This window comes from Shinella curvata (assembly GCF_022899935.1).
GTDB classification, from domain to species: Bacteria; Pseudomonadota; Alphaproteobacteria; order Rhizobiales; family Rhizobiaceae; genus Shinella; species Shinella curvata.
Map to the genome: position 1 here is coordinate 243,092 of NZ_JALJCJ010000003.1, position 23,178 is coordinate 266,269.

A 23,178-nucleotide genomic window follows, 5' to 3' on the forward strand; every position below is an offset into this window, starting at 1 on the left:
TGTCATGGATGCGACGCTGCTTGCCGCCTCGGCTGAGCAAGGGCTGAAGCGTGAATTCGGGTACGGCATTGGCGGAAGAGCAGACATTTCCAGGGCCAGCTTACGACAGGGCCCCTTCGGGCACACGTCCACCCCGACCGTCGCTTCTCCGCCGGGCGCTCGACTGGGTGCCCGTGCAGGATTTCCTCGCGGCTCATATCGGTTTTTCCCGCCGGTTCGATCAAGCGGTCTTACGTCTCGCCGCCAAGGGGGGACAGGCTACGCCGGCCGCCCGCGCGCATTTCCATTTCGCCGATGCGCTTTTCCTGCAGATCGATCCTAAAACCGTCGAAATGCGCCTGCGCGACAATTTTCTCGAAGCCGGATCCCTGCGCTGGGTGGGAACGCATTTCCTTGACGGCGGAGACTGGTCGCACCTTCTGGCACCGGTCGCCAAGTCGTCCTCGCATGCCGAGATCATCGAGCTTTGCCGCACACGGCAGAATTTCCGCAAGGGAAAGCGATACCGCCATTACGCGCGACGGGTCACCGAGGGCGAAACGATCTGGCGCAACCGCATCGGCATCGACACGCACGACAAGCTGGACGGCTATTTCGAATATTACCTCGCCCTCATTGAGGATATCGAGAAAAACGGCATCCTGCCGCATTCCGATCTCGGCCTGCGAAACCAGACGGGCTACCGGCATCGCTGGACGCGCACATTCTGGCAGGACCTTGCCGAGCGGGATATCGGCATCGCCATCGACGCGGAAGGCCGCCTCGTGCGCCATACCAACGGCAAGCACCGCATGGCGGCTGCGCTGGCGCTCGGCATCAGGCAGGTTCCCGTCGAAATCCGCCTCGTCCATGCACGCTGGCTTGCCCGGCGGGCGGAACAGCTCGGGCTTCCGCCGGCAGAGGCGCTTCTGGCGACCATCGAGCACGCCCGCGCCAACGGCTGGCCGGCAAAATAAAAGGCCCGGCAAACCGGGCCTTCCATACAATCCACCTCGTAAGGCCTCAGACGGCCGGACGGCTCTTCAGGAGGTCGCGGATCTCGGTGAGCAGCAGCACGTCCTCCGGCGGCGGGGCGGGCTCGGCGGCACCGGCTGCCTTTTCCTTCTCCAGCGACGCGCGCATGCGGTTCACGCCCTTGATCATCAGGAAGATGATCCAGGCAAGGATGAGGAAGTTGATGAGCACGGTGATAAAGTTGCCGTAGGCGAAGACCGCGCCCTGCTCGCGGGCAGCGGCCAGCGACGATGCCGTCACATTGCTCGACAGCGCGATGAAATAGTTGGAAAAGTCGAAACCGCCCCCGGTCAGCGCACCGACGACCGGCATGACGAGGTCGTTGACGATGGATTCGACGATCCTGTTGAAGGCTGCACCGATAATGACACCCACCGCAAGGTCCATGACATTCCCGCGGGCGATGAACGCCTTGAATTCGTTGAGCATAGGCCTCTCCTTTTGCTGCGACGCAAAAGCAAACTAGTGCAGTTTCTCCCAGGAAGAAACTGCAATCCATCAATATTTGGGGTTTCTACAAAAAGCCTCGCATACCCGACCTTCGACGCAATTTCCTTCGCGCCCGCTTTGGCCTATTCTCCTTGATCGAAAAAGCCGATGGACTGCGGGAGGAAGCATGCCGGGCTCGCTGATATTCGCCTTGGCGCTCGCCTATCTGCTCCTGCTCTTCGCAGTCGCAAGCTACGGTGACCGCAAGGCCAAGCGGTCCGAGCGCGCCTCGAAGGGACGCCCGCTCGTCTATGCGCTGAGCCTTGCGATCTACTGCACGTCCTGGACCTATTTCGGCGGCGTTGGCCTCGCGACAACCCACGGCCTGGAATTCGCCGGCATCTATATCGGCCCGATCCTGATGTTCACGCTCGGCATGCCGCTGGTCCGCCGCATCGTGACGCTCGCCAAATCCGAACGGCTCACCTCGATCGCCGATTTCGTCGCCGCCCGCTACGGCAAGAACCCCGGTGTCGCCGCCGTCGTCGCGCTGATCTCGCTGATCGGTTACATCCCCTATATCGCGCTTCAGCTCAAAGCCGTATCGAGTTCGGTGTCGGCCATGGTCGATACGTCTGGCTTCGGGATCGACACCTCCGGCGGCCTCATCGACCTGCCGCTGGTCGTCACGCTCTTCCTTGCCTGCTTCGCCATCGTTTTCGGCACGCGCCATACCGACGCCACAGAGCATCAGGACGGCCTGATCCTCGCCATTTCGATGGAATCGCTGGTCAAGCTCATAGCCATCGCCTCGGTCGGCCTCTACGTCATCTATGGTATGTTCGACGGTCCGGGCGATCTTTGGCAGCGGGCCTCGGAAAACGAGCGCGTCATGCAGTCGCTGGCCTATGACACGCCGGTCGCACGCTGGATCCTGCTGATCGTACTGTCCGCCTTCGCCATCATCATGCTGCCGCGCCAGTTCCATGTGACGGTCGTGGAGAACCGCACGGCCGGCGAATTGCGCACGGCCGGCATCCTCTTCCCGCTCTATCTCGTCGCCATCAACCTTTTCGTGCTGCCGGTCGCGATCGGCGGCGTCATGACGTTCAACGGCGCGGGCGACGGCGACCTTTATGTGCTGACGCTTCCCGTCGCCCTTGACCAACCCGTCCTCACGCTGATCGCGTTCATCGGCGGCTTCTCCGCTGCGACCGCCATGGTCATCGTCGCCTCCGTGGCGCTCTCCATCATGGTATCGAACGATATCGTCATCCCTGTCGTGCTCCGGCGAAACCTCATCGGCGGTGTCGACCAGCAGGACGACCTGTCGCGCATGCTGCTCATCATCCGCAGGCTTGCGATCTTCTTCGTGCTGCTGCTGGGCTATGCCTATTACCGCGCCGCGACCGCCAATGCCGGCCTTGCCTCGATGGGTCTTCTCGCTTTCGCCGCCGTCGCGCAGGTCGCACCCGCGATGCTCGGCGGCCTGTTCTGGCGCAATGCCAATGCGCGCGGCGCCATGGCAGGTATGATCTCCGGCCTCGTCGTCTGGGCTTACCTGCTGTTCCTGCCCAGCCTCGGCGTTGCCGACAATGCCTATGTCGCCGAAACCATTCTCGGTTTCCTCTTCCCCGGCTCCACCATTTTCACCGGCGCAAATGCCGATCCTCTGGTCAACGCCACGCTCGTCGCGATGATGGTCAATGTCGGCGCCTACATCATCGGCTCGCTGACGCGCAACCCGACCTCGCTGGAGCGCCTGCAGGCCGGCACCTTCATCCGCTCGAAACCGCGCCTTGAGCGCGCCTTCCGCGGCCGCCGCACGAAGGTCACCGTGCGCGACCTCAAGACCACCATCGCCAAATATCTCGGCGAGGAGCGCATGCAGCGTTCCTTCCACACCTATGAGCGGCAGGTCGGCCGCTGGCTGGAGGACAATGCGCCGGCCGATGCGGCCATCGTGCATTTCTCCGAGCAACTGCTCGGCAGCGCCATCGGCTCTTCCTCCGCCCGCCTCGTGCTCTCCCTTGTGCTCCAGCGCATCGACGACACGCCGACGGACACCGACTGGTTGCTCGACCAGGCCAGCGAGGCGCTGCAATACAATCAGGATATGCTGCAGACGGCGCTCGGCCAGATGGACCAGGGCATCGCCGTCTTCGACAGCGCCGGCAACCTCACCGTCTGGAATCGCCGCTTCCGCCAGCTGCTCGACCTGCCGGAATATGTCGGCCAGGTCGGTTTTCCGCTATCCGACATCGTGGAAATCCTCGCCGAGCGCGGCGATATTGCGGAGGAGGAACGCGCGGTCACCATCACGCGCAGCATGACCTATGACGAGCCTTTCGCGCTGGTGCTTGCTGGCGGCGAGCGCATCGTGGAGGTGCGCACCAACGCAATGCCGGAAAAGGGCTTCGTCTCCACCTATACCGACATTACCGACCGTGTCGCCGCCGACCGCGCGCTGAAACAGGTCAATGAGACGCTGGAGCACCGCGTCGCCGAGCGCACCGCCGAACTCACCCGCGTCAACACCGCGCTTGCCGAGGCGCGCGCCGCCGCCGAAGAGGCCAATATCGGCAAGACCCGCTTCTTCGCCGCCGCCGGCCACGATATTCTCCAGCCGCTCAATGCCGCCCGTCTCTATTCCTCCTCGCTGGTCGAACGGCTCGGCGAGACGGAGAACCGCGAGATGATCCACAACATCGATTCCTCGCTGGAATCGGTGGAAGCGATCCTCGGCGCCGTGCTCGACATTTCCCGCCTCGATACCGGTGCCATGAAGCCGCGCGTGCAGACGGTGGCGCTGAAGGACCTGCTGAAGCGCATCGAGACCGACTTCGCGCCGATGGCGCGGGCGAAGAACCTCAAGCTGACCGTGCTCTCCAGCTCGCTCGCCATCCGCACTGACCCGAACCTGCTGCGCCGCGTCGTGCAGAACCTCGTGTCGAATGCCATCAAATACACCCAGTCCGGCAAGGTGCTGGTCGGCGTGCGCCGCAAGGGCGGGCACGCCGTCATCCAGGTGCTCGATTCCGGCATCGGCATTCCCGCCTCGAAGTTCCGCACGGTCTTCAAGGAGTTCGCCCGGCTCGACGAGGGTGCGCGCACCGCACCCGGCCTCGGCCTTGGGCTTTCCATCGTCGACCGCATTTCCCGCGTGTTGTCGCACCCCGTCGAACTGCAATCGACGCCCGGCCGTGGCACCAGCTTCAAGGTGCGCGTGCCGATCGATGCTGCTGCCAGCCGCCACATTGCGGACAAACCGGCCGCGGTGCCTGTCAGCGACGAGCCGCTCAAGGGCCTGCGCGTGCTCTGCATCGACAACGAGCCGAAAATCCTCGACGGCATGCGCCTGCTGCTGTCCGGCTGGGGCTGCACGGTGACGCTCGCCGAATCCGTCGCGGCCGTCGAGGCACTGGTCGCCGCCGGCCCGCCGGCCGTGGATGCCGTGATCGCCGACTACCATCTCGACGACGGCACCGGCATTGCCGCGATTGGAAAACTCCGCGCCGCGCTCGCCCGCGAGGTGCCCGCCCTGCTCGTCACCGCCGACCGCACGCCGGACGTGCGCGCCGAGGCGGAACGGGACACTATTCTCGTGCAGAACAAACCGGTGCGCCCGGCCTCCATGCGCGCTTGGCTGACGCAGTTTTCTGCCTTGCAGCGGGAGGCGGCGGAATAGGATCAGGCAGCCGCCTGCGCCGCGCCGATCTTGCCGAGCTGGATGACCGCCTGTGTGCGGCTGTCGACATTTAGCTTCAGGAGGATCGCCGAGACATGCGCCTTGATGGTCGCCTCGGAGACGCCGAGCTCGTAGGCGATCTGCTTGTTGAGCAGACCTTCGGCCAGCATGGCAAGCACGCGTGACTGCTGCGGGGTGAGCGTGCGCAGCCGCGCGATGAGATCGGCCACTTCGTTGTCCTGCTCCGGCCCGCGCACATAGCCGCCGGGTGTATAGATGTTGCCGGCCAGCACCGAAGCGATGCCTTCACGGATATCCTCGATGGAGGCCGATTTGGAGATGAAGCCGGAGGCGCCGAGATCGAGCGCGCGGCGGATGGTGACGGGATCGTCGCTGGCCGAGACGATGACGACCGGCAAGCTCTGGAATTCGGCGCGCAGCGAGATAAGGCCCGAAAGACCGCTGACGCCGGGCATGGCGAGATCGAGCAGCAGCAGGTCGGCATTGGAGTTGGTCTCGGCGGCCTTGCGCGCCGCCTCGAAATCGCCGGCCTCGACGATATCGGGATTGCCGTCCATGCCCGTCAGCGCCTGTTTCAGGGCGCCGCGAAACAGCGGATGGTCGTCCGCGATGATGATCGTGAGTGCCGATGCCATGCGCTCCCTCCCAAGAGTAAATGGCCCAAGAGTTTGTAACCTGACGAAGGAGGCGGCGCGGGCACAGCCTCTCCGTCAGGTCTTCTGCGGGTCCGCGCCTTTCTCGGGAACGGCTTTCTCCTCTCCGTCCTCGAGGTTTTTCACGATGCCCATGAACCTCTGCATCATCTTTTCCATGACGGTCATGGTCCGGTCAATCTCTTCATCCGTCGGTAGCGAGGGTTTTGCATCCGTCAGAGCGGTTGTGCCGCCCTTTTCCAGCGCTTCAACGCGCTTGGTCAGCAGATCGAGCTCCTTCTCGAAGGCCGCGCGCTCGTCGGCCGCCATACGGCAAACGATCTGGCCGTCCTGCTCGCGGCAGAGCGAGATATCGCCCGAGGCCGTGTCGAGGCGGATGAAACCGGTATCGGTCTTTTCCATACGGTAGCGGCCCTCGCCGTCCGCATGGGCGGAGCCTGCGAGGACGAAAGCGGCGAAGGTCAGGGGCAGGGCAGAGATTCGCATGCAAAATCCTCCAAGAGCCGGTTTCCGGGGCTTTCACCGGTGGACATCGGCCGTTCTTTCCGGCAAGCGCTACCGTAAAGACGGCAGGCAAGGGAGAAACGGACGCGATGGCCAAGACAATCTACAAGATCGTTCCGGCAAGTCTGTGGCAAAATGCCAAAGAGGTCGGGATTTTCGAGGGTGCTGCCATCGACCTGACCGACGGCTATATCCATTTCTCCACCGCCTCGCAGGCCAAGGAAACCGCCGCCCGCCATTTCACCGGCCAGACGGACCTGCTGCTCATCGCCGTCGATGGAGATGCGCTCGGTGAAAAACTGGTCTTCGAGCCGTCGCGCGGCGGCGATCTCTTCCCCCACCTCTATGCCGCCCTGCCGCTGTCCGCCGTGCTCTGGGAAAAACCCCTGCCGCTCGGCGCCGACGGCGCCCACCAGTTTCCGGAGATGCTGTGATGTCCCTGCTTTCGACGCTTGGCCGCAAGGGCCTCTTCCTCTTCGACCCGGAAACCGCCCATGGCCTGTCCATCACCGCGCTGAAGACCGGCCTGGTACCCGCCTGCCCTGCCAAGGCCGATCCGCGGCTGGCCCAGACCGTCGCCGGCCTGGCTTTCCCCAACCCGATCGGCCTCGCCGCCGGCTACGACAAGAATGCCGAGGTGCCGGAAGCACTGCTGCGCCTCGGCTTCGGCTTCACCGAGATCGGCACCGTGACGCCGCGCCCGCAGGACGGAAATCCGAAGCCTCGCATCTTCCGCCTCGTCGAGGACGATGCCGTCATCAACCGCCTTGGCTTCAACAATGAAGGCCATGCCGCCGCGTTGGAGCGCCTCAAGGCGTGCCGGCGCGATGCGCTGATCGGCGTCAATATCGGCGCCAACAAGGACAGCGAAGACCGCATCGCCGACTATGTCGCCGGCATCCGCACCTTCTATGATGTCGCGCGCTATTTCACGGCCAACATCTCCTCGCCCAATACGCCCGGCCTGCGCGACCTGCAGGCGAAGGAAAGCCTGCATGCGCTGCTCTCCGCCGTGCTTGCCGCCCGCGCCGAAGAGGCTACGCGCAGCGGCCGCCAGGTTCCGGTCTTCCTGAAGATCGCGCCCGATCTCACCGAGGAAGGCCTCGACGACATCGCCGAGGTGGCGCTCGCCCATCCGCTCGATGGCCTGATCGTCTCCAACACGACCCTGTCGCGCGCCGGCCTGCGCAATGTCACCCATGCAGGCGAGGCCGGCGGCCTCTCGGGAAAACCGCTCTTCGAGAAATCCACCGTGGTGCTGGCCAAGATGCGCAGGCGCGTCGGCGAAGCCCTGCCGATCATCGGCGTCGGCGGCGTCTCCTCGGCGGAGACGGCGGCAGAGAAAATCCGCGCCGGCGCCAACCTCGTTCAGCTCTATTCCTGCATGGTCTATGCCGGCCCGACCCTGCCGGGCGAGATCGTCGGTGGGCTCTCGCGGATTTGTGATCGCGAGCAGATCGCTTCGATTTCAATGCTTTGCGGCACCCGCACCGAACATTGGGCCAATCGCACCCTCTGATCGCCACAGGGGAACCAAAGTCCTCCCGCAGGGTTTAGCTCTTGCGGGTGGAGTGTTCGGCAAAAGCCGATTCGCATCGACGGTAGCCTGCACCGATCCCGCCTGATAACGGCCAAAAGGCCAGGAAGGGATGACACCATGGACGATCAAAACGAACGGATCCGCAAAAGGGCACACGAGATCTGGGAAGAGGAAGGCCGGCCTGAAGGCCGCGAATATACGCACTGGCTGCGCGCCAGGGCCGATATCTACGCGGAAGATGGCGAAAAATCGAAACGGCCGGAAAACCCTCTCGATCTCCTGGGTCTGAGCCTCGGACGCATCCAGCCGGCTTGAATGCCGGCCACCCCGCCGGAGATCAGCTCCGGTTTGCCACGGAAAACTGCCGGCCGGCGAGCGCCGGCAGGCGCAGCGCCAGAAAAATCCCCCGGAAAGCCAGGAAGAGATTGAGCGCCAGCCACAGGCCGTGATTGCCCAACAGCGGCACGAAGACGGCAAGTGCCGCGAGATAGCCGACAAAGGCCAAAAGCATCATGTTGCGCATGGCGCTCGACCAGGTCGCGCCGATGAACACCCCATCCATCTGGAATGCCAGTGCCCCGGTGATTGCCGTCAGCGCCGCCCAGGGCAGGTATTTCGCCGCCTCGGCCCGCACGCTTTCCGTCGTCGTCAGCAAGCCGACGATATCGGCCCCGAAGATCAGGAAAAGCCCAGTGGTGACGACACCGAGACCGAGCGACCAGAGGAGGGTGAGTTTGACAGCCCTGTCGAAGGCCGGCCGGAAATTCGCCCCGAAGGCGCGGCCCACGAGCTGCTCGGCCGCGTTGGCGATGCCGTCGAGATAGTAGCCGGCGACGAGGAAGATGTTCATGAGAACCGCATTGGCCGCCAGTGCCAGCGGCCCCATGGAGGAGCCTATGCGGGTCATGATCGCGAAGGCGCCGATCAGCACGAAGGTGCGGATCATGATATCGCGGTTGAGCGAAAACAGCGCCTTCAGCCGTGCCGGCGCGAAGATTTCTGCCCGCGAAGGCCGGTCGGCGCGATTGAAGCGCGAGACGACGATGGCAAGCCCTGCCAGCGTGCCCACCGTTTCACCCATGAACGTGCCCCAGGCGATGCCGGCAATTCCCCAGCCGAGCCCGAGGCCAAGCGTGATCGACAACACGATGTTGATGCCGTTGATGATCGCCTGCAACAGCAGCCCCGTCGTGCCCTGCCCGCGCCCGAGCACGAAGCCGAGCAGCGCATAATTGGCAAGCGCCATAGGGGCGGAAAGCACGCGGATCATGAAATAGGTCGAGGCGACCTCGGCCACTTCAGGCGTCGGCGCCATCAGGAAAAGTCCGCCGGACAGCAACAGCGGCGAGAGCAGCATCAGCACGAGGCCGGAACAGAGCGCAATGGTGAGCGAGCGCCAGTAGACCGCCTGCTCCTCGCGCCGGTCGCCGCGGCCGAAGGCCTGTGCCACCAGTCCCGTCGTGGAGGCGCGCAGGAAATTGAAGCTGCCGAACAGCAGATCGAAGATGATGGCGGCGACGGCCATGCCGGCCAGCGCATCCGCCGAGCCGAGCCGCCCGGCCACCGCCGTGTCCGTCAGGCCGAGCAGCGGCGTCGTGAGAAAGCCGAGCGTCATGGGAATGGCGATCGCCAGCACCAGCCGGTGCGTCACCTCGAAGGGACCGGACCCGTCGTTTTCGCTTGCCGTCGTGGCACTCATGCAAACTCCCCCTCAGACCGGCCCTATTTCGCATCCATCCGGATCGGCGTCACCGGCAGGAGACGCAACGAGCGGACCATCGCGGCGGTCTGCGTCTTGTATTTGAGAAAATGCGGCGTGGCGAGGTGCGCCTGATAGGCCGCCTCGTCCGCATAGACCTCCAGCAGCCGCACTTTTTCCGGCGTCTCGTCGATCGACACGGCATGCAGCATCAGCACACCTGGCTCGAGCCGCACCGAGGCCTCGATCTCCTCGGCGAGCAGCGCCTTGTAGGCGTCGAGCTGCGCGGGATCGATCTCCAGATCCGCCATGCGCACGATCCTGCCGCCCATGCGTGCTCCTTAACCTGACAGCACCATCGCCCAGTACGGCCGCCCGCCCGATGCCGGATTGGAAACGACGGCGACGCCGAGGCCGCGATAGCTGGCACCGAGCATGTTGACGAGGTGTTTCGGCGAGCGGTACCAGGCGTCGAAGGCTTCCGCGGCGCTGTCCTGGCCGACTGCGATGTTTTCCGCCGCCGGCAGCGCCACTTCCATGCCCTTCATGCGCTTCAGGAAATTCGCGCCGAAGCCGATATTGTGTTCCATCTTGCCGGCGGATGCCATGCGGCTTGCCTGGTCCATCGCGGCGCGCTGCGCCTGCTTGTCGATGACGAGCGCCGACAGACCGCGCTCGGCGCGGAGCTTGTTGACGAGGCCGAGCGAGGCGGCCGTCTGGTCGCTGCCTGTGCCGGCCGAAGGCGTCAGCACGCTTGTGGTGGAACAGCCAGCGGCAAGGGCCGCGATGGCCGCCGCCGAAGCGGCGAGGAAGGTGCGACGGGTCAGCATGGTCAGCGGCGGTAGCTCAGAAGGCGGATGAGGATGAAGACGGGAATGACGATGACGGCGCCGAGCAGCAGGTAATCGCCGAGGCGGCCGAGCGTCTTGAAGCCGGTGTGCCAGAGATCGAGGACGAAATCGCGCACGGCAAACAGGATATCATCGGGGTAGAGCCCGAAGATCGACATCAGGAAGCCGACGGCCACCGACAGGATCAGGAGCTTGATGAGCACGCGCAGCGGGCTATCGCCCAGAAACCCGTTCACGCCATTCGACATCCGCTGATTCTCCAAAAATTCGTTAGACCCTGAGATAAGCGTTCGCCCCGCCTGCGGCAAGCAAGGGCCGCTCACGAGAATTCGCTTGCCTTTTGCCGCCGCCCTGCCATGTAGCGGCCATCCGTTTCCATATCCGAGCCCCCATGACGAGCCCGCATTTCTCCTCCGGCGATCTCATCGCCGACCGCCGCGCCGATTATGCCCGCATGTTTGCGGAATCGGGCGAGTTCGCGGAGGCGCAGGAACTGATGGAGCAGGCGCTCGAACAGGTGCCGGGCTGGGCCGCCGGCTGGTTCCGGCTCGCCGAATATGCCGAGAAATCGGGCCGGAAGGAGGCAGCCGCCGCCGCGCTTGAAAAGGTCGTCGCGCTCGACCCCTCGGATATTTTCGGCGCCAGCCTGAAACTCGCCGTGCTCGGGATGGCGAAAGCCCCCGCCGCCCCGCCGATGCACTATGTCGAACGCCTGTTCGACGACTATGCCGACCGCTTCGACACCGCGCTGGTCGAACGGCTCGACTATACCGTGCCGCAAACGCTCGCAAAGCTCGTGCGCAAACATTCCGGCGAAGACGCGCATTTCGGCCTCGTCGCCGATATCGGCTGCGGCACCGGCCTGTTCGGCGTCGAGTTCCGCAACAATGCCGGCCGTCTCGAAGGCTTCGACCTCTCCACCGGCATGCTGGCGAAAGCCGAAGAAAAAGCGGTCTACGACCATCTCGCCCAGGCCGATCTTTCGTTGCCGGCAGAAGACAGCGGCCTCTTCGGCGATCTGCCGGAAGCCCGTGCCGATCTCGTCAGCGCCGCCGACGTGCTGATGTATCTCGGCGATCTCGGGCAGGTTTTTGCAAGCGTCACGCGGCTTGCCAAGCCCGGCAGCCTCTTCGCCTTCTCCGTGGAAGATGGCGGCGATGGCGAGGCGCCCGTGCTGCGCCCCTCGCTGCGCTACGCCCACCCCGAGGCTTTCATCCGCAGGCGGATGGCCGAGACCGGCTTCGATCTGGTGGCGCTGGAAAAGAGCGTGATCCGCCAGGATGGCGGCCAGCCGGTGCATGGCCTGCTGTTCCTTGCCCGGCGCAGCCATAGGCGTCGCGCAAAAAGTCATAGGCTTCACGCAAGCGGCGACGCCCTATACAACGATAAAAATCATCGGAGATCGGCCATGGACGGCGACAAGCGGCGTTTCGGCTTCTGGAATCCCACCCCCACCCGCCACACGCCGCTGGAAGATGCGCAGGGCCTGTTTGCGAGCAGCATGATCGCCGCACTCGGGCTGGCGCTGATGAGCAGCGCCGGGCTGGTGGCCAGCGGCACCGCCGGCGTCGCCTTCATCCTGCACTATCTCACGGGTGTCAGCTTCGGCATCTACTACACCGTCGTGAACATCCCCTTCTACATTCTTGCGTTGAAGCGCCTCGGCTGGAGCTTCACTATCAAGACCGTGCTTGCGGTGACCATGACCTCCATCATCACCGAGTTCCAGCCGCAGTTCGTGCGCATCGAGAGCATCGATCCGATGTGGACGGCGGTGCTGGCCGGCATCCTGCTCGGCTTCGGCCTACTCGGCCTCTATCGCCACCGCGCCAGCCTCGGCGGCGTGGGCGTGCTTGCGGTCTATCTGCAGGAGCGCTTCGGCATCCGCGCCGGCCTCGTGCAGCTTGCTTTCGATCTCTTCGTGCTGATCGCCGCCTTCGCCGTCGCCGCCCCTTTCATCGTGCTCTGCTCGGTCGTCGGCGCCGTGGTGCTGAACCTCTTCCTCACCGTCAACCATCGCGCCGACCGCTACATCGCGATGTAAGCCCCAAACGCATTCGGCCCTCCCGGAGACCGGAAGGGCCGAAGACCTGCTTGGGTCAGGTCGAATGCTTAGTCGAACTGCATGCTGCCCGGATCGGAATCGCCGTAACGGTTGGCGCCGGGATCAGCCAGCTGCTCATTGGTCTCGTTCGGGACCTGACGCGAGGTGTCGTTCGACGTGATGGACGCCGTGGTGCCCATATCCAGGTTATTCACCGCGGGGTTCATCACCTCCTGGCCGGCATTCGGGCCGGACTGGATCACGTCGGTGCGGCCGACATAGGGGTTTTCGGCCAGTGCCGCGCCTGCAGAAAACGAAAGGGCGGCCAGAGCAAGAACAATCTTCTTCATGGGAAATCTCCTATCAATTTCTCTGTCACGGGGCGGTAAACGGGGGGCCGGCGCGAAAAGTTTCATCTTTCTTCCGCGGTAACCGCTTCGTGTACGGCCTGTGAAAAGCCGGTATCGCCTTGAAAGGCTCGTGTTTCAGCGGTTCGCGGAGATTGTTGCTGGGGACGCTTTTCTTTCCGCGCGCGTGAATTAGCTTAACGCCGTGCCCGATTCTCACCTCAGCCATGCCGCCCACGGCCTCTCCTTGCTACCTCCGCCCTTCACCCGCTGGTTCGCGGACAGGGGCTGGCAGCCGCGCGCGCATCAGATGGAGCTGCTCGCCCGCGCCAATACCGGCGAGAGCCTGCTGCTGATCGCTCCCACCGGCGCCGGCAAGACGCTTGCCGGCTTCCTGCCGGCGCTGACCGATCTCACCCATCGCGGAAAGATACCGCCGGGCTCGGCCTTTACCGGCGTGCACACGCTTTACATCTCGCCGCTCAAGGCGCTCGCCGTCGATATCGAGCGCAACCTGATGAAGCCGGTCTCGGAAATGGGCCTGCCGATCACGGTGGAGACACGCACCGGCGACACGCCGCAATCCAAACGCCAGCGCCAGCGACTGAACCCGCCCGACATCCTGCTGACGACGCCGGAGCAGGTGGCGCTGCTCATCGCCAATGGCGAAGCGCCGCGCTTCTTCAAGGACCTGAAATACGTCATCTTCGACGAGCTGCACTCGCTCGTCACCTCCAAGCGCGGCCATCTGCTGTCGCTCGGTCTGGCGCGCCTGCGCCAGCTGGCGCCGGGCCTGAAGACCATCGGCCTCTCCGCCACCGTCGCCGAGCCGATAGACCTGCGCCGCTGGCTGGTCGCGCAAACGCCGGAGGCGGAACACCATGCCGGCCTCGTTACCGCGCCAGGCGGGGCCAAGCCCGTCATCACCATTCTCCGCAGCGAGGCGCGCGTGCCCTGGTCGGGCCACCAAGCGAAATATGCGATGCCCGAAGTCTATGAGGCAATCAAGGCGCACAAGACGGCGCTGCTCTTCGTCAACACGCGCAGCCAGGCGGAAATCCTCTTCCAGGAACTCTGGAACATCAACGAGGACACGCTGCCCATCGCGCTGCATCACGGTTCGCTCGATGTCGGCCAGCGCCGCAAGGTGGAGCAGGCCATGGCGGAAAATCGCCTGCGCGCCGTCGTCGCCACCTCGACGCTCGATCTCGGCATCGACTGGGGCGATGTCGATCTCGTCATCCATGTCGGCGCGCCGAAGGGCGCCTCGCGCCTTGCCCAGCGCATCGGCCGCGCCAATCACCGTATGGACGAACCGAGCCGGGCCATCCTCGTGCCGGCCAACCGTTTCGAGGTGATGGAGTGTCAGGCGGCGCTCGACGCCAACTATCTCGGCGCGCAGGACACGCCGCCCGTCGGCGACGGCGCGCTCGATGTGCTCGCCCAGCACGTGCTCGGCATGGCCTGTGCCGCGCCCTTCGACGAGGATGCGCTCTTTGCCGAGATCATCTCCGCCTCGCCCTATGCCGGTCTCCCGCGTGAAAAATTCGCCCGCATCGTGCAGTTCGTCGCGACCGGCGGTTATGCACTGAAGACCTACGAGCGTTACGCCCGCATCCGCAAGACGGCGGATGGCCTGTGGCGCGTCTCCAATCCCGGTGTCGCCCAGCAATACCGCCTCAATCTCGGCACCATCGTCGAAATGCCGATGCTGAACGTGCGCATGGTTAAGCGCGGCGCCAAGGGTGCGGTCGGCCGCGGCGGAGCCTCGCTCGGCAAGGTCGAGGAATATTTCCTCGAAATGCTGGCGCCCGGCGATACCTTCCTGTTCTCCGGCAAGGTGCTGCGTTTCGAAGGCATCCGCGAGAACGAATGCCTCGTCAGCCAGGCCTTCTCGCTCGACCCGAAGGTGCCGGCCTATGCCGGCGGCAAGTTCCCGCTCTCCACCTATCTGGCCGATCAGGTGCGCGCGATGCTGGACGATCCTGAGCGCTGGAGCGCCCTGCCCGATCAGGTGCGTGACTGGCTCGCCTTGCAGCGCGATGTCTCCGCCCTGCCGAAGCGCGACGAACTGCTGATCGAAACCTTTCCGCGCGGCAGCCGCCACTACATGGTCGCCTATCCCTTCGAAGGCCGCCTCGCCCACCAGACGCTCGGCATGCTGCTCACCCGACGGCTGGAACGCGCCGGCCGTCGGCCGCTGGGCTTCGTCGCGACCGACTATTCGCTCGCCATCTGGGCGCTGGACGACCTCGGCTATTCTTTCGCCATCGAGCGCCCGTCACTGTCGAACCTGTTCGACGAGGACATGCTGGGCGACGATCTCGAAGCCTGGCTCGATGAAAGCTTCATGCTGAAGCGCACCTTCCGCAATTGCGCCGTGATTGCCGGTTTGATCGAGCAGCGCCATCCGGGCAAGGAAAAGACCGGACGGCAGGTCACGGTTTCCGCCGACCTGATCTACGACGTGCTGCGCAGCCACGAGCCGGATCACATCCTCTTGGAGGCGACGCGCAACGATGCGGCGGCGGGACTTTTGGATATTCAGCGCTTGGGCGATATGCTGATGCGAATCAAAGGACATATCACCCATCGCCGGCTCGATCGCATCTCGCCGCTCGCCGTGCCGATCATGCTGGAAATCGGCAAGGAGACGGTGGCTGGCGAAGCGCAGGATTCGCTTCTGGCCGAAGCCGCCGAAGACCTCATCGCCGAGGCGATGGGCGATACCAATATTTAGGATTTAACGAACGCGCATGCAGAGACTGGCGCTGGCATCGATGGACATACAGGATTTCGGCGCAGTCTCCGCGCGCACGGTCGTGGCCGGCGTCGAGGCCGTCTGCGATCCGCTCGGCGCGCTCTACCTGCCGGAAACCCGTCTGCTCGTCGTCTCGGACCTGCATCTCGAAAAGGGCGCCGCTTTTGCCCGCCGCGGCATGCTGTTGCCGCCCTATGACACGCTCGCCACGCTGAAGGTGCTGGAAGCCGTCATCGTCAGACACGACCCGGCCATCGTCGTCAGCCTCGGCGACAATTTCCACGATCGCGTCGGCTCCGCCCATCTGCCGGAGATTTTTCGCGCGAAGATCGCGGAACTTGCCCGCGGCCGCGAATGGATCTGGATCAACGGCAACCACGATCCCGACGGCACCGTCGACCTGCCCGGCCAGTCCGCCGACGAGCTGCACTACGCGGGCCTCGCCTTCCGCCACGAGCCGTCGCTCCTCTCGCCTGCCGGCGAGATCGCCGGGCATCTGCATCCCGCCGCCACCGTCATCCGCCGCGAGAAGGCGGTCCGCCGTCCCTGTTTCGCGACCGACGGCAAACGCCTGCTGATGCCAGCCTTCGGCCTGATGACCGGCGGCCTGGATCTCCGCCACAAGGCGATGGCCGGCCTCTTCGACCGGCCGAACCTCATCGCCCACATGCTCGGCCGCGACCGCATCTATTCGGTGCGGTTTTCCAACCTGCGCGGCTGACATTGCTTGGCGCCAAAACCGCTTGTACCCTGCAAGCAGTTTTGGAGAATCGCATGAAAGACGCCCGCCGATCCGGTTGCCCGATCAACCTGACGCTGGAAATTCTCGGCGACCGCTGGAGCCTGATCGTGCTGCGCGACATGATGTTCGGCAACCGCCGGCATTTTCGCGAACTTTTGACGAAATCCGAAGAAGGTATCGCCTCCAACATTCTGGCCGACCGGCTGAAACGCCTCCTCGCGGAAGGGCTGATCACGAAAGAGGATGATCCGAGCCACAAGCAGAAGGCGCTGTACAGCCTGACCGAGATGGGCATCGCGCTGGTGCCGGTCTTTGCCGTGATGGGCGCCTGGGGCCGGCGCTTCCTGCCCGTTACAGAGGAACTGTCTATCCGTGCCGAACTGCTGGAGGATGGTGGCCCCGAGATGTGGGCGGCCTTCATGGAGGAGCTGCGCGCCATCCATACGGGCGCCCCGGCGCCTGCCCGCTCGGTCTTCGGCGAATTGCAGGCCGCCTATGAAGCGACTGTCGCAGCCCGCGCCGGCTGATCAATCCTTGCGGAAGACCACGCTGGCGAGCCAGCCCGTCATGAGCGCCAGCGTCACCGAGAAGATGCCGTAGGGGAGCGCGTTGTTGTAGGCGGCATTCGAGATCATCTGCTCGATCCCGGTCTTCATCACGCGCAGCGGCAGCGCCTTCTCGCTGATGAAGACCCCGTCGCGGAAGAGATGCGCGCGCACCACATGAGTGCCGTTCGGCACGTTCGCCGGCAGTCTGACCGTCGCCTTGAAAAGGCTGGCACTGATGAACTGCACGCCGCCCGGATCGCGCTGGTAATAGTTGCCGCTTTCCTTGAGCCGCCGGAAGGCATCGCGGAATTCCGTGATGTTGCTGCCATCGCCGACATAACCGATCGGCGACAGGCGGATATGCTGGATGCCGACGCCGACGCCGTTCAGCATGGCGGGCTCGGCGATCGTCTCGACGTCGCGCGTGCTCGAGAGAGAATAGGATTCCGGTACGAGCTCGAAGGTCATCGAGCGGCGATTGACCCAGATGCCGAAGATGCGCTCCTTCACGCGCACCGTGTTGTTGTCCTTCGGCCCCTCCAGCGCCACGACGATATCGTATTTTCCTTGGGCGAGCAGGGCCGGATCGTAGCCTTCGATCGCACCGAAAATGGTGAGGTCGGCGCCGCGGAAATCCGAGGTGATGGCGATCTCGTCCGTCGAGATGCCGATCTCGAGCCTTTCGGGAAACTCGACGGGCTTGTCCTCCAGCACCTGCGCGGCGGCAGGCGCGGCAAGGCCGAGGATGAGAAAAAGAACAGCGATCGCTCTCATCGATAGACCCCCTCGCTGACGATGGAATAGACATCGGCGGGCGTGACGACGAGATCGACCGCAAGGCGGGCACCGACGGCGAGCACGAGCAGCGCGAGCAGCGCGCGCAGCTGTTCGCCACGCAGCTTCTGGCCGACACGCACGCCATATTGCGCCCCGATCACACCCGCCACCATCAGGATGAAGGCAAGCACGATATCGACCGCGTGGTTGGCCGTCGCCTGCACGATCGTCGTATAGGCGGTGACGAAGATGATCTGGAAGAGCGACGTGCCGACGACGACATTGGTCGGGATGCGCAGGAGGTAGATCATGGCGGGAACCATGATGAACCCGCCGCCGACGCCCATGACGGAGGTCAGGATGCCGATGCAGAAACCGAGCCCGACGACCGGGATGATGCTGAGATAGATCTTCGATTTCTTGAAGCGCATCTTCAGCGGCAGACGATGGACCCAGTTGTGCTGGCCGGGCCGGCGCAGCGAGACGGGCTGGTTGTTGGCGGAGCGACGCAGCGCCCGGATGCTTTCGAGCAGCATCAGCGTGCCGACCGTGCCAAGCAGCGCGACGTATAGCAACGAGATGACGAGGTCCAGCTGGCCGACGCGGCGCAGGAGCGCGAAGATCCAGATGCCGACGGTGGCGCCCGCCAGACCGCCGAACAGCAACACCGTCCCCAGCTTCACGTCCAGCGTGCCGCGCCGGAAATGCGAGAGCGCGCCCGAGACCGAGGAGGCGACGACCTGGTTGGCGCCCGTGGCCACGGCGACGACCGGGGGGATGTTGTAGAAGATAAGCAGCGGCGTGATGAGGAAGCCACCGCCCACGCCGAACATGCCGGAAAGGAAACCGACGGCCGCGCCCATGCCGAGAATGATGAAGATATTCACCGACAGCTCTGCAATGGGCAGGTAGACAGTCACAACGAAACCCCAATCGGCAATTCTTCCGCTCGCGCGGAGGCTACTTTTCTCTCGGCCGCTTTCCCGTCCTTCCCTGCCGCGGCTCCTCTTCGGCAGGCCGTGAATGCAAAGAAGCGCCCCGCCGCGGGAAAGGAAGCCCCCTCCATCGGCCGGTCGCGCCCTGCATCACGCAAGGATCGGTCGTGAGGCGCAGCCAGGAGGCGCGCCCTGCGCCCTCATCGATGATGACGTTTGGCGAACGCCTTATCATCTTGGGGAGACATGAATTTTCTACCGCATAATTCTGCAAATCGGGGCCGATTTAAGGATGAGAATCATGCAGCGCATACAAAATGCCACAGCGCCCGTTGCACATCGTGAACGACGTGCGGCGCCATGGTGAGCCTCATGCCCGCGGGGTATGATCAAGTCAACCGGAGAAGCCGCCTTGGCAACCTCCCCGGCGAGGCGCCGATCAGCTCGGCTGCTTGTTGCGCTTCAGGAGCTCGTTGACCAGCGCGTCGTCGATCTCGCCCGTTTCGGCCTGGCCGACGGACTTCTGGAAGGACTTGATGGCAGCGACCGTCTTCTTGCCCATTTCGCCATCCGGCGTGCCGGCGTTGAAGCCATTGTTGTTGAGGATGGCCTGGATGTTGCGGATGGCCTTCTTCATGTCGACGCTGGCGGTCTTGGTCGGCTTGCCGACCCATTCGTCGGGCAGTTCGGCCGAGTTCGCCTTGTCGTCGAGCGCCTGCGGCTTCCACAGCTCCACCTTCGCCTTGGCGTCGGAAAGCTGCTCGGGACGCATGGCATTCGCCACCTCGTCGCGCTTGGCGCCGGCATCGCGGTCGCCGTCGCGGGCGGCGATGGCGAACCACTTGTAGGATTCGACCAGATCCTGCTTCACGCCGTTGCCGCGCGCATAGAGGATGGCGAGGTTGAACTGGCTGTCACGCACGCCGAGTTCGGAGGCCTTCTGGAACCATTTTGACGCCCCTTCGAAATCCGGCTGCGTCGTATCGGTGCCCGTGGCGAGCAGGACGGCGAGGTTGTGCATGGCGCTGGCATTGCCCTTGTCGGCCGCCGTCTCGTAGAGCTTGCGCGCCCGCTCCAGGTCGCGTTCGACGCCCTGGCCCTTTTCGTAGAGGTTGGCGAGGCGATACTCGGCCGGTGCGAAGCCACGGGCCGCCGAAAGCGCGTACCAATGCGCGGCCTGTGCGAGGTCGGTCGTGACACCGCGGCCATCCGTATAACGCGCGCCGATCTCGAACAGCGCCAGCGCATCGCCCTCGGTCGCAGCCTTGGAGAGCGACGGTGGGGTAATGGCCTCGGGAACGACGATGGCTGCCGTCTCGATCGTATCGACCGGCGCCTTTTCAACGGCGGACGTGTCCGTGCCGAGGACCGGCTCGGCTTCCAGCGTCGTCACCGGCTCGAAGCCGGCCGTGTCGGCATCGCTGCCGGTCGCGGGTGCGGCCAGCATGTCGGAGCCCGACGTCGGCGTCGTTTCGGTAGCGGCACTGTTGCCGTCACCTGCAAGCCCATCATCCGCCGGGGCGGGATCGGCCAGCGCCTTCGTATCCGTCTTGTCTTCGGTGACAGGAGCAGCACCCGTGTTGGCCGTCACGGCCTCGCCGGAACCAACAGTCGTTTCGGCCAGCTTTTTATCGGAATTGACGGCGGTCTGCTCCACAATGACGGGTGCGTCGTCGCCGCTGATGACGGCGGTGACGAGCGGATATGACATGATCGCCAAGAGCACGGCACCGACGGCGAGCAGGATCGGCCGGCGATGGCGCGACAGCGCGGAGGCGGGCTTGTCGCCGGCCTTTGCCGGCTTGTCGCCCTTCTTGGCGGGGGCGACGCGGGAGATGGCATCGGCCTCTTCGGCGGCGATCTTGGCGGCGCGGCGGGCGGCGGCGATCTGCTGAGCCGCCTTGTCTCCCTCGCCGGAGGTCGCGGAGCGGCTGCCCGAGGCCTGGCCAGCGCGCACGCGCTCCAGGATACGGCGGACGTCGGGCACGCCCGAGCCGGGTTCCAGCAGCTGGTTCGCCTCTTCCGGCGCCAGTTCGTCGACCGGGTCGAGTGCCGGTGCCGGATCGATCTGATGGCGCTCGGTGACGGCGGCGGTTTCCTTGCGACCCGGTGCGAAGCGGCGCTTCAGTCCGGCGAGCAATCCACCCTTCGGCTGGGCTTCGGCGGCGACGAGCGCCACGGCCTGCTCGGTCTCGTCTTCGACGACCGGGCGCTCGGGGACGTCGATATGCTCGACCTCGACTTCGGCAAAGCGGCTTTCCTCGCGCGGTGCCTCGGCCTCGGCCTTGCGAGCCGCGCTGCCGAAACCGTCGTCGTCGAACGGATAATCGTTGCCATAGAGGCTGGCGGCGGGCTCTTCGGCGCGCCCGAAATCCATGGCCGGCATCTCTGCACGGGGCATTTCGGCCCGCGGCTGGACGGCTTCGCGGCGGCCAAAGGTTTCGCGCGGGGCGTCAAGCTGTTCAAGGCGGCCAGCAATCTGCACCAGCGTGTCATGCAGCGCGTCGAAGGTACGCGCGGTGCGCTCCTCGCTGGAACGGGTCAGGTCTTCCAGCGCGCGCAGGTCGTCGGCCAGGCCGGCGATCGCTTCCATATCGACGGCGGCCGCACTGGCGGGACCGGCATGGCGATAGGCTTCCATGACGGCTTCCGCCGCCTGGCGGGCGGCCTCGACGATATATTCGTCATTGGTCGCCATATAGTCTTCGATCGTCGCCAGACGGTTTTCGACATCAGGCGAGGTCGCAGCAACGCCGGCGGACGGCGTGCTGATCAGCGTCGAGAGATGGGCGATCTGCGCTTCCAGACCGCGCAGCGCCTCATGGTCACCGGCAGGTGCGACGCGCGTGGCATCGAGACGATCCGCGATGGCCGACAGGCGGCCTTCGATCTCAGAGAAGCGGTCTTCCTGGAACGGGCTGCCGACGGGCGCGGCATCGAGATTGTCGATGCGGCGAGCCAGCGCATCCAGACGCTCGGCGAGCACGTCGTTGACGCTGCCCTGGTCGAGCGCATCGATCTTGCGCGAGATATCCGAGAGGTAGTAGGCGAGCTCGTCGTTTTCGCGGGCGGGTGCGGCCTGCTGGCTCTGCTCCAGCATCAGCGACAGCTGCTCGATGCGCTCTTCGAGACGCAGCGCCGTGCGTTCGTTGGAAAGCTCCTCGATGCGACTAGCCAAAGCCTCGATGCGCAGGCCAAGCCCCTGATCGGGCGCCGGCGCCGGGCGATGGGCAATCATGTCGAGCTGGCCGGCGAGATCGGCGATGCGGCCTTCCAGGCGCTGCATCATCGTATTGTCGACCGATGCGGACTGCTGCATGCGGCCGGCGGCGGCGATGGCGCGGCTGATCTCGTCAAGGCGCGTGTCGAGACCTTCGAACTGCGAGGTGACGGCGGAGACGAAATGGCGATCGTCGGGCTGCTGCGCCTGGCGGGCCAGCATATCGATGGCACGCGCGATCGTCTCGATCTTGCCTTCCAGCGCATGGATGGCCGGCGTCGCGCTGACGGCACCGATCTGCGCCTTCAGCTCGTCGAGCCGGTAGGCGAGCGCCACCAGTTCATCATCGCGGGTCTGGTCGAAGGCGGAGAGCTTCTTCTCGACGCCGGTCCAGCGGTCTTCCATGCGGCGCACGGAATCTTCACGGGCCAGACCATCGAGCACGGAGCGCAGCTCGTCGAATTCGACGCGCAGGCCGTCCGTCTGGCCCGACTGGCGGCCGAGCTGGCCGATGCCGGCGGAAAGACGCGTCAGTTCCTCGCGCACGTCGTCATTGTTGCCACGGCCTTCGGCCATCTGGCGGATGCCGCGGATTTCCGAGCGCAGCGACTGCATCTCGCGCTCGAGGCCGTCGGCGATGTCCTTCTTGAGGTCCTGGCGCAGCGAGACGAGCGCCTTGGCGATGTCCTCGACCGAATTGTCCGCACGGGCGGGTGCGGCGTGCTGAGCGGCATAGGCGGGCTGCCGTTCACCATAAGCGGCCTGCTGCCCGCCATAGGCGGCAGTCTGGTTGCCATAGGCGGCATGGGCCTGCTGGGCGGCGGCGTGATGATCGGTGGAGACGGGGCGGCGCTCCAGACGCTGGGCGACACGCTCACGGCCGCCTTCGATGGCGCGCTGGCGCTGCATGATTTCGGAGACCGGATCCTCGCGCAGGGGGATGGCGCGCTGCTGCGGCTCGTAGCGGGCCTGCTCGCCGCGCGGCGCGTAACGGTCATCGCTGCGGGGGCGCGTGTCGCGGCCGCCGGCCATCAGACCTTCAATGCGGGCTTCCAGCCCCTCGATGGTGCGATTGAGCGCATCGAGCGAAGAGCGTTCGCCGGGACGTTGCGGGTTTCGCGATCCGTTCATCTTTCGCCTCGCTTTGGCGGCCGCCTCGGCCTGCCGGGAGATACGCTTGAAAGCGCTGCCGCCCGGCTGCGCCCTTCATTCCATTCGGCGGGATCGTCCCTGTCCGTCCCGGCCGGAGCCGGGCACCACAGAGGGGAAACGAGATGATTCCCGATCCCACGCCCTCAGACGCCACAATTCATGAAACGTGGTAAACAAGGGGTTAACCGGCTCGGAAATTTTTTAACGATTTGCTCATAGAGTGGCGTTCGGGAGGAATGGCGACCGGTTGCGG

Annotated in this window: 20 protein-coding genes and 1 pseudogene; 10 read left to right on the plus strand and 11 right to left on the minus strand. The window is 64.9% G+C overall.

Going from position 1 to position 23,178, the window contains the following annotated elements; translation table 11 throughout:
• Nucleotides 1-50: 50 nt before the first annotated feature.
• Complete coding sequence (locus MUU55_RS12715; protein WP_244761128.1) at nt 51-956, plus strand: hypothetical protein; 906 nt, start codon at nt 51-53, stop codon at nt 954-956.
• 46 nt (nt 957-1,002) lie between these two features.
• Here MUU55_RS12715 and mscL read toward each other — a convergent pair whose 3' ends face one another.
• Nucleotides 1,003-1,443, minus strand: a complete 441-nt coding sequence (gene mscL / locus MUU55_RS12720; protein WP_244761129.1) for a large conductance mechanosensitive channel protein MscL — start codon at nt 1,441-1,443, stop codon at nt 1,003-1,005.
• Between the two features lie 187 nt (nt 1,444-1,630).
• Here mscL and MUU55_RS12725 point away from each other — a divergent pair, with 187 nt between their 5' ends.
• Nucleotides 1,631-5,131 (plus strand): hybrid sensor histidine kinase/response regulator, encoded by a 3,501-nt coding sequence (locus tag MUU55_RS12725; protein ID WP_244761130.1) that lies wholly within the window; start codon nt 1,631-1,633, stop codon nt 5,129-5,131.
• A 2-nt stretch (nt 5,132-5,133) separates the two neighbouring features.
• Here MUU55_RS12725 and MUU55_RS12730 read toward each other — a convergent pair whose 3' ends face one another.
• Complete coding sequence (locus MUU55_RS12730) at nt 5,134-5,787, minus strand: response regulator (protein WP_244761131.1); 654 nt, start codon at nt 5,785-5,787, stop codon at nt 5,134-5,136.
• Nucleotides 5,788-5,862: 75 nt separating this feature from the next.
• Nucleotides 5,863-6,291, minus strand: coding sequence for a hypothetical protein (locus tag MUU55_RS12735; protein WP_244761132.1), 429 nt, complete (start codon nt 6,289-6,291; stop codon nt 5,863-5,865).
• 107 nt (nt 6,292-6,398) lie between these two features.
• Between MUU55_RS12735 and MUU55_RS12740 the strand changes: the two genes are divergently transcribed.
• The 3 genes from MUU55_RS12740 (at nt 6,399) to MUU55_RS12750 (ending at nt 8,164) form a co-directional block, all read left to right on the plus strand.
• A complete protein-coding gene (locus MUU55_RS12740; protein WP_244761133.1) occupies nt 6,399-6,743 on the plus strand; it encodes a DUF952 domain-containing protein in 345 nt (114 codons plus the stop codon).
• The gene (locus MUU55_RS12745) at nt 6,743-7,828 is read left to right on the plus strand and encodes a quinone-dependent dihydroorotate dehydrogenase (protein ID WP_244761134.1); all 1,086 of its coding nucleotides are present in this window, start codon (nt 6,743-6,745) and stop codon (nt 7,826-7,828) included. The genes MUU55_RS12740 and MUU55_RS12745 overlap by 1 nt, the downstream gene beginning before the upstream one ends.
• 138 nt (nt 7,829-7,966) lie before the next feature.
• The gene (locus tag MUU55_RS12750) at nt 7,967-8,164 is read left to right on the plus strand and encodes a DUF2934 domain-containing protein (RefSeq protein WP_244761135.1); all 198 of its coding nucleotides are present in this window, start codon (nt 7,967-7,969) and stop codon (nt 8,162-8,164) included.
• Between the two features lie 22 nt (nt 8,165-8,186).
• Here the strand turns inward: MUU55_RS12750 and MUU55_RS12755 are convergent, their stop codons facing one another.
• From MUU55_RS12755 to MUU55_RS12770, 4 genes are read right to left on the minus strand one after another with little or no spacing between them, the layout of a single operon-like run.
• A complete protein-coding gene (locus MUU55_RS12755) occupies nt 8,187-9,548 on the minus strand; it encodes an MATE family efflux transporter (RefSeq protein ID WP_244761136.1) in 1,362 nt (453 codons plus the stop codon).
• A gap of 23 nt (nt 9,549-9,571) precedes the next feature.
• Complete coding sequence (locus MUU55_RS12760) at nt 9,572-9,880, minus strand: putative quinol monooxygenase (RefSeq protein ID WP_244761137.1); 309 nt, start codon at nt 9,878-9,880, stop codon at nt 9,572-9,574.
• Nucleotides 9,881-9,889: 9 nt separating this feature from the next.
• The gene (locus MUU55_RS12765; RefSeq protein ID WP_244761138.1) at nt 9,890-10,378 is read right to left on the minus strand and encodes a CAP domain-containing protein; all 489 of its coding nucleotides are present in this window, start codon (nt 10,376-10,378) and stop codon (nt 9,890-9,892) included.
• A gap of 2 nt (nt 10,379-10,380) precedes the next feature.
• Nucleotides 10,381-10,647, minus strand: a complete 267-nt coding sequence (locus MUU55_RS12770) for a DUF6460 domain-containing protein (RefSeq protein ID WP_117367915.1) — start codon at nt 10,645-10,647, stop codon at nt 10,381-10,383.
• Between the two features lie 143 nt (nt 10,648-10,790).
• Between MUU55_RS12770 and MUU55_RS12775 the strand changes: the two are divergent.
• Nucleotides 10,791-11,723 (plus strand): annotated as a pseudogene (locus MUU55_RS12775) (methyltransferase domain-containing protein); the annotation flags it as partial.
• An 84-nt stretch (nt 11,724-11,807) separates the two neighbouring features.
• A complete protein-coding gene (locus MUU55_RS12780) occupies nt 11,808-12,443 on the plus strand; it encodes a DUF6198 family protein (RefSeq protein WP_244761550.1) in 636 nt (211 codons plus the stop codon).
• A 68-nt stretch (nt 12,444-12,511) separates the two neighbouring features.
• Here MUU55_RS12780 and MUU55_RS12785 read toward each other — a convergent pair whose 3' ends face one another.
• Complete coding sequence (locus MUU55_RS12785) at nt 12,512-12,793, minus strand: hypothetical protein (protein WP_244761575.1); 282 nt, start codon at nt 12,791-12,793, stop codon at nt 12,512-12,514.
• A gap of 202 nt (nt 12,794-12,995) precedes the next feature.
• Between MUU55_RS12785 and MUU55_RS12790 the strand changes: the two genes are divergently transcribed.
• The 3 genes from MUU55_RS12790 to MUU55_RS12800 are packed head-to-tail and all read left to right on the plus strand — an operon-like array spanning nt 12,996 to nt 16,820.
• Nucleotides 12,996-15,530: a ligase-associated DNA damage response DEXH box helicase gene (locus MUU55_RS12790; protein WP_244761139.1), complete on the plus strand. Its 2,535-nt coding sequence runs from the start codon at nt 12,996-12,998 to the stop codon at nt 15,528-15,530.
• A gap of 16 nt (nt 15,531-15,546) precedes the next feature.
• Nucleotides 15,547-16,272, plus strand: a complete 726-nt coding sequence (pdeM, locus tag MUU55_RS12795) for a ligase-associated DNA damage response endonuclease PdeM (RefSeq protein WP_244761140.1) — start codon at nt 15,547-15,549, stop codon at nt 16,270-16,272.
• Nucleotides 16,273-16,325: 53 nt separating this feature from the next.
• Nucleotides 16,326-16,820 (plus strand): winged helix-turn-helix transcriptional regulator, encoded by a 495-nt coding sequence (locus MUU55_RS12800; RefSeq protein ID WP_244761141.1) that lies wholly within the window; start codon nt 16,326-16,328, stop codon nt 16,818-16,820.
• Here MUU55_RS12800 and MUU55_RS12805 read toward each other — a convergent pair whose 3' ends face one another.
• The 3 genes from MUU55_RS12805 to MUU55_RS12815 form a co-directional block, all read right to left on the minus strand.
• Nucleotides 16,821-17,615 carry a TIGR02186 family protein gene (locus MUU55_RS12805; protein WP_244761142.1) on the minus strand — a complete coding sequence of 265 codons (795 nt, stop codon included), beginning with the start codon at nt 17,613-17,615 and terminating at the stop codon, nt 16,821-16,823. It abuts the gene before it with no gap.
• Nucleotides 17,612-18,538: a sulfite exporter TauE/SafE family protein gene (locus MUU55_RS12810; RefSeq protein ID WP_244761143.1), complete on the minus strand. Its 927-nt coding sequence runs from the start codon at nt 18,536-18,538 to the stop codon at nt 17,612-17,614. The genes MUU55_RS12805 and MUU55_RS12810 overlap by 4 nt, the downstream gene beginning before the upstream one ends.
• Before the next feature lie 454 nt (nt 18,539-18,992).
• Nucleotides 18,993-22,904, minus strand: a complete 3,912-nt coding sequence (locus MUU55_RS12815; RefSeq protein WP_244761144.1) for a peptidoglycan-binding protein — start codon at nt 22,902-22,904, stop codon at nt 18,993-18,995.
• Between the last annotated feature and the right edge of the window lie 274 nt (nt 22,905-23,178).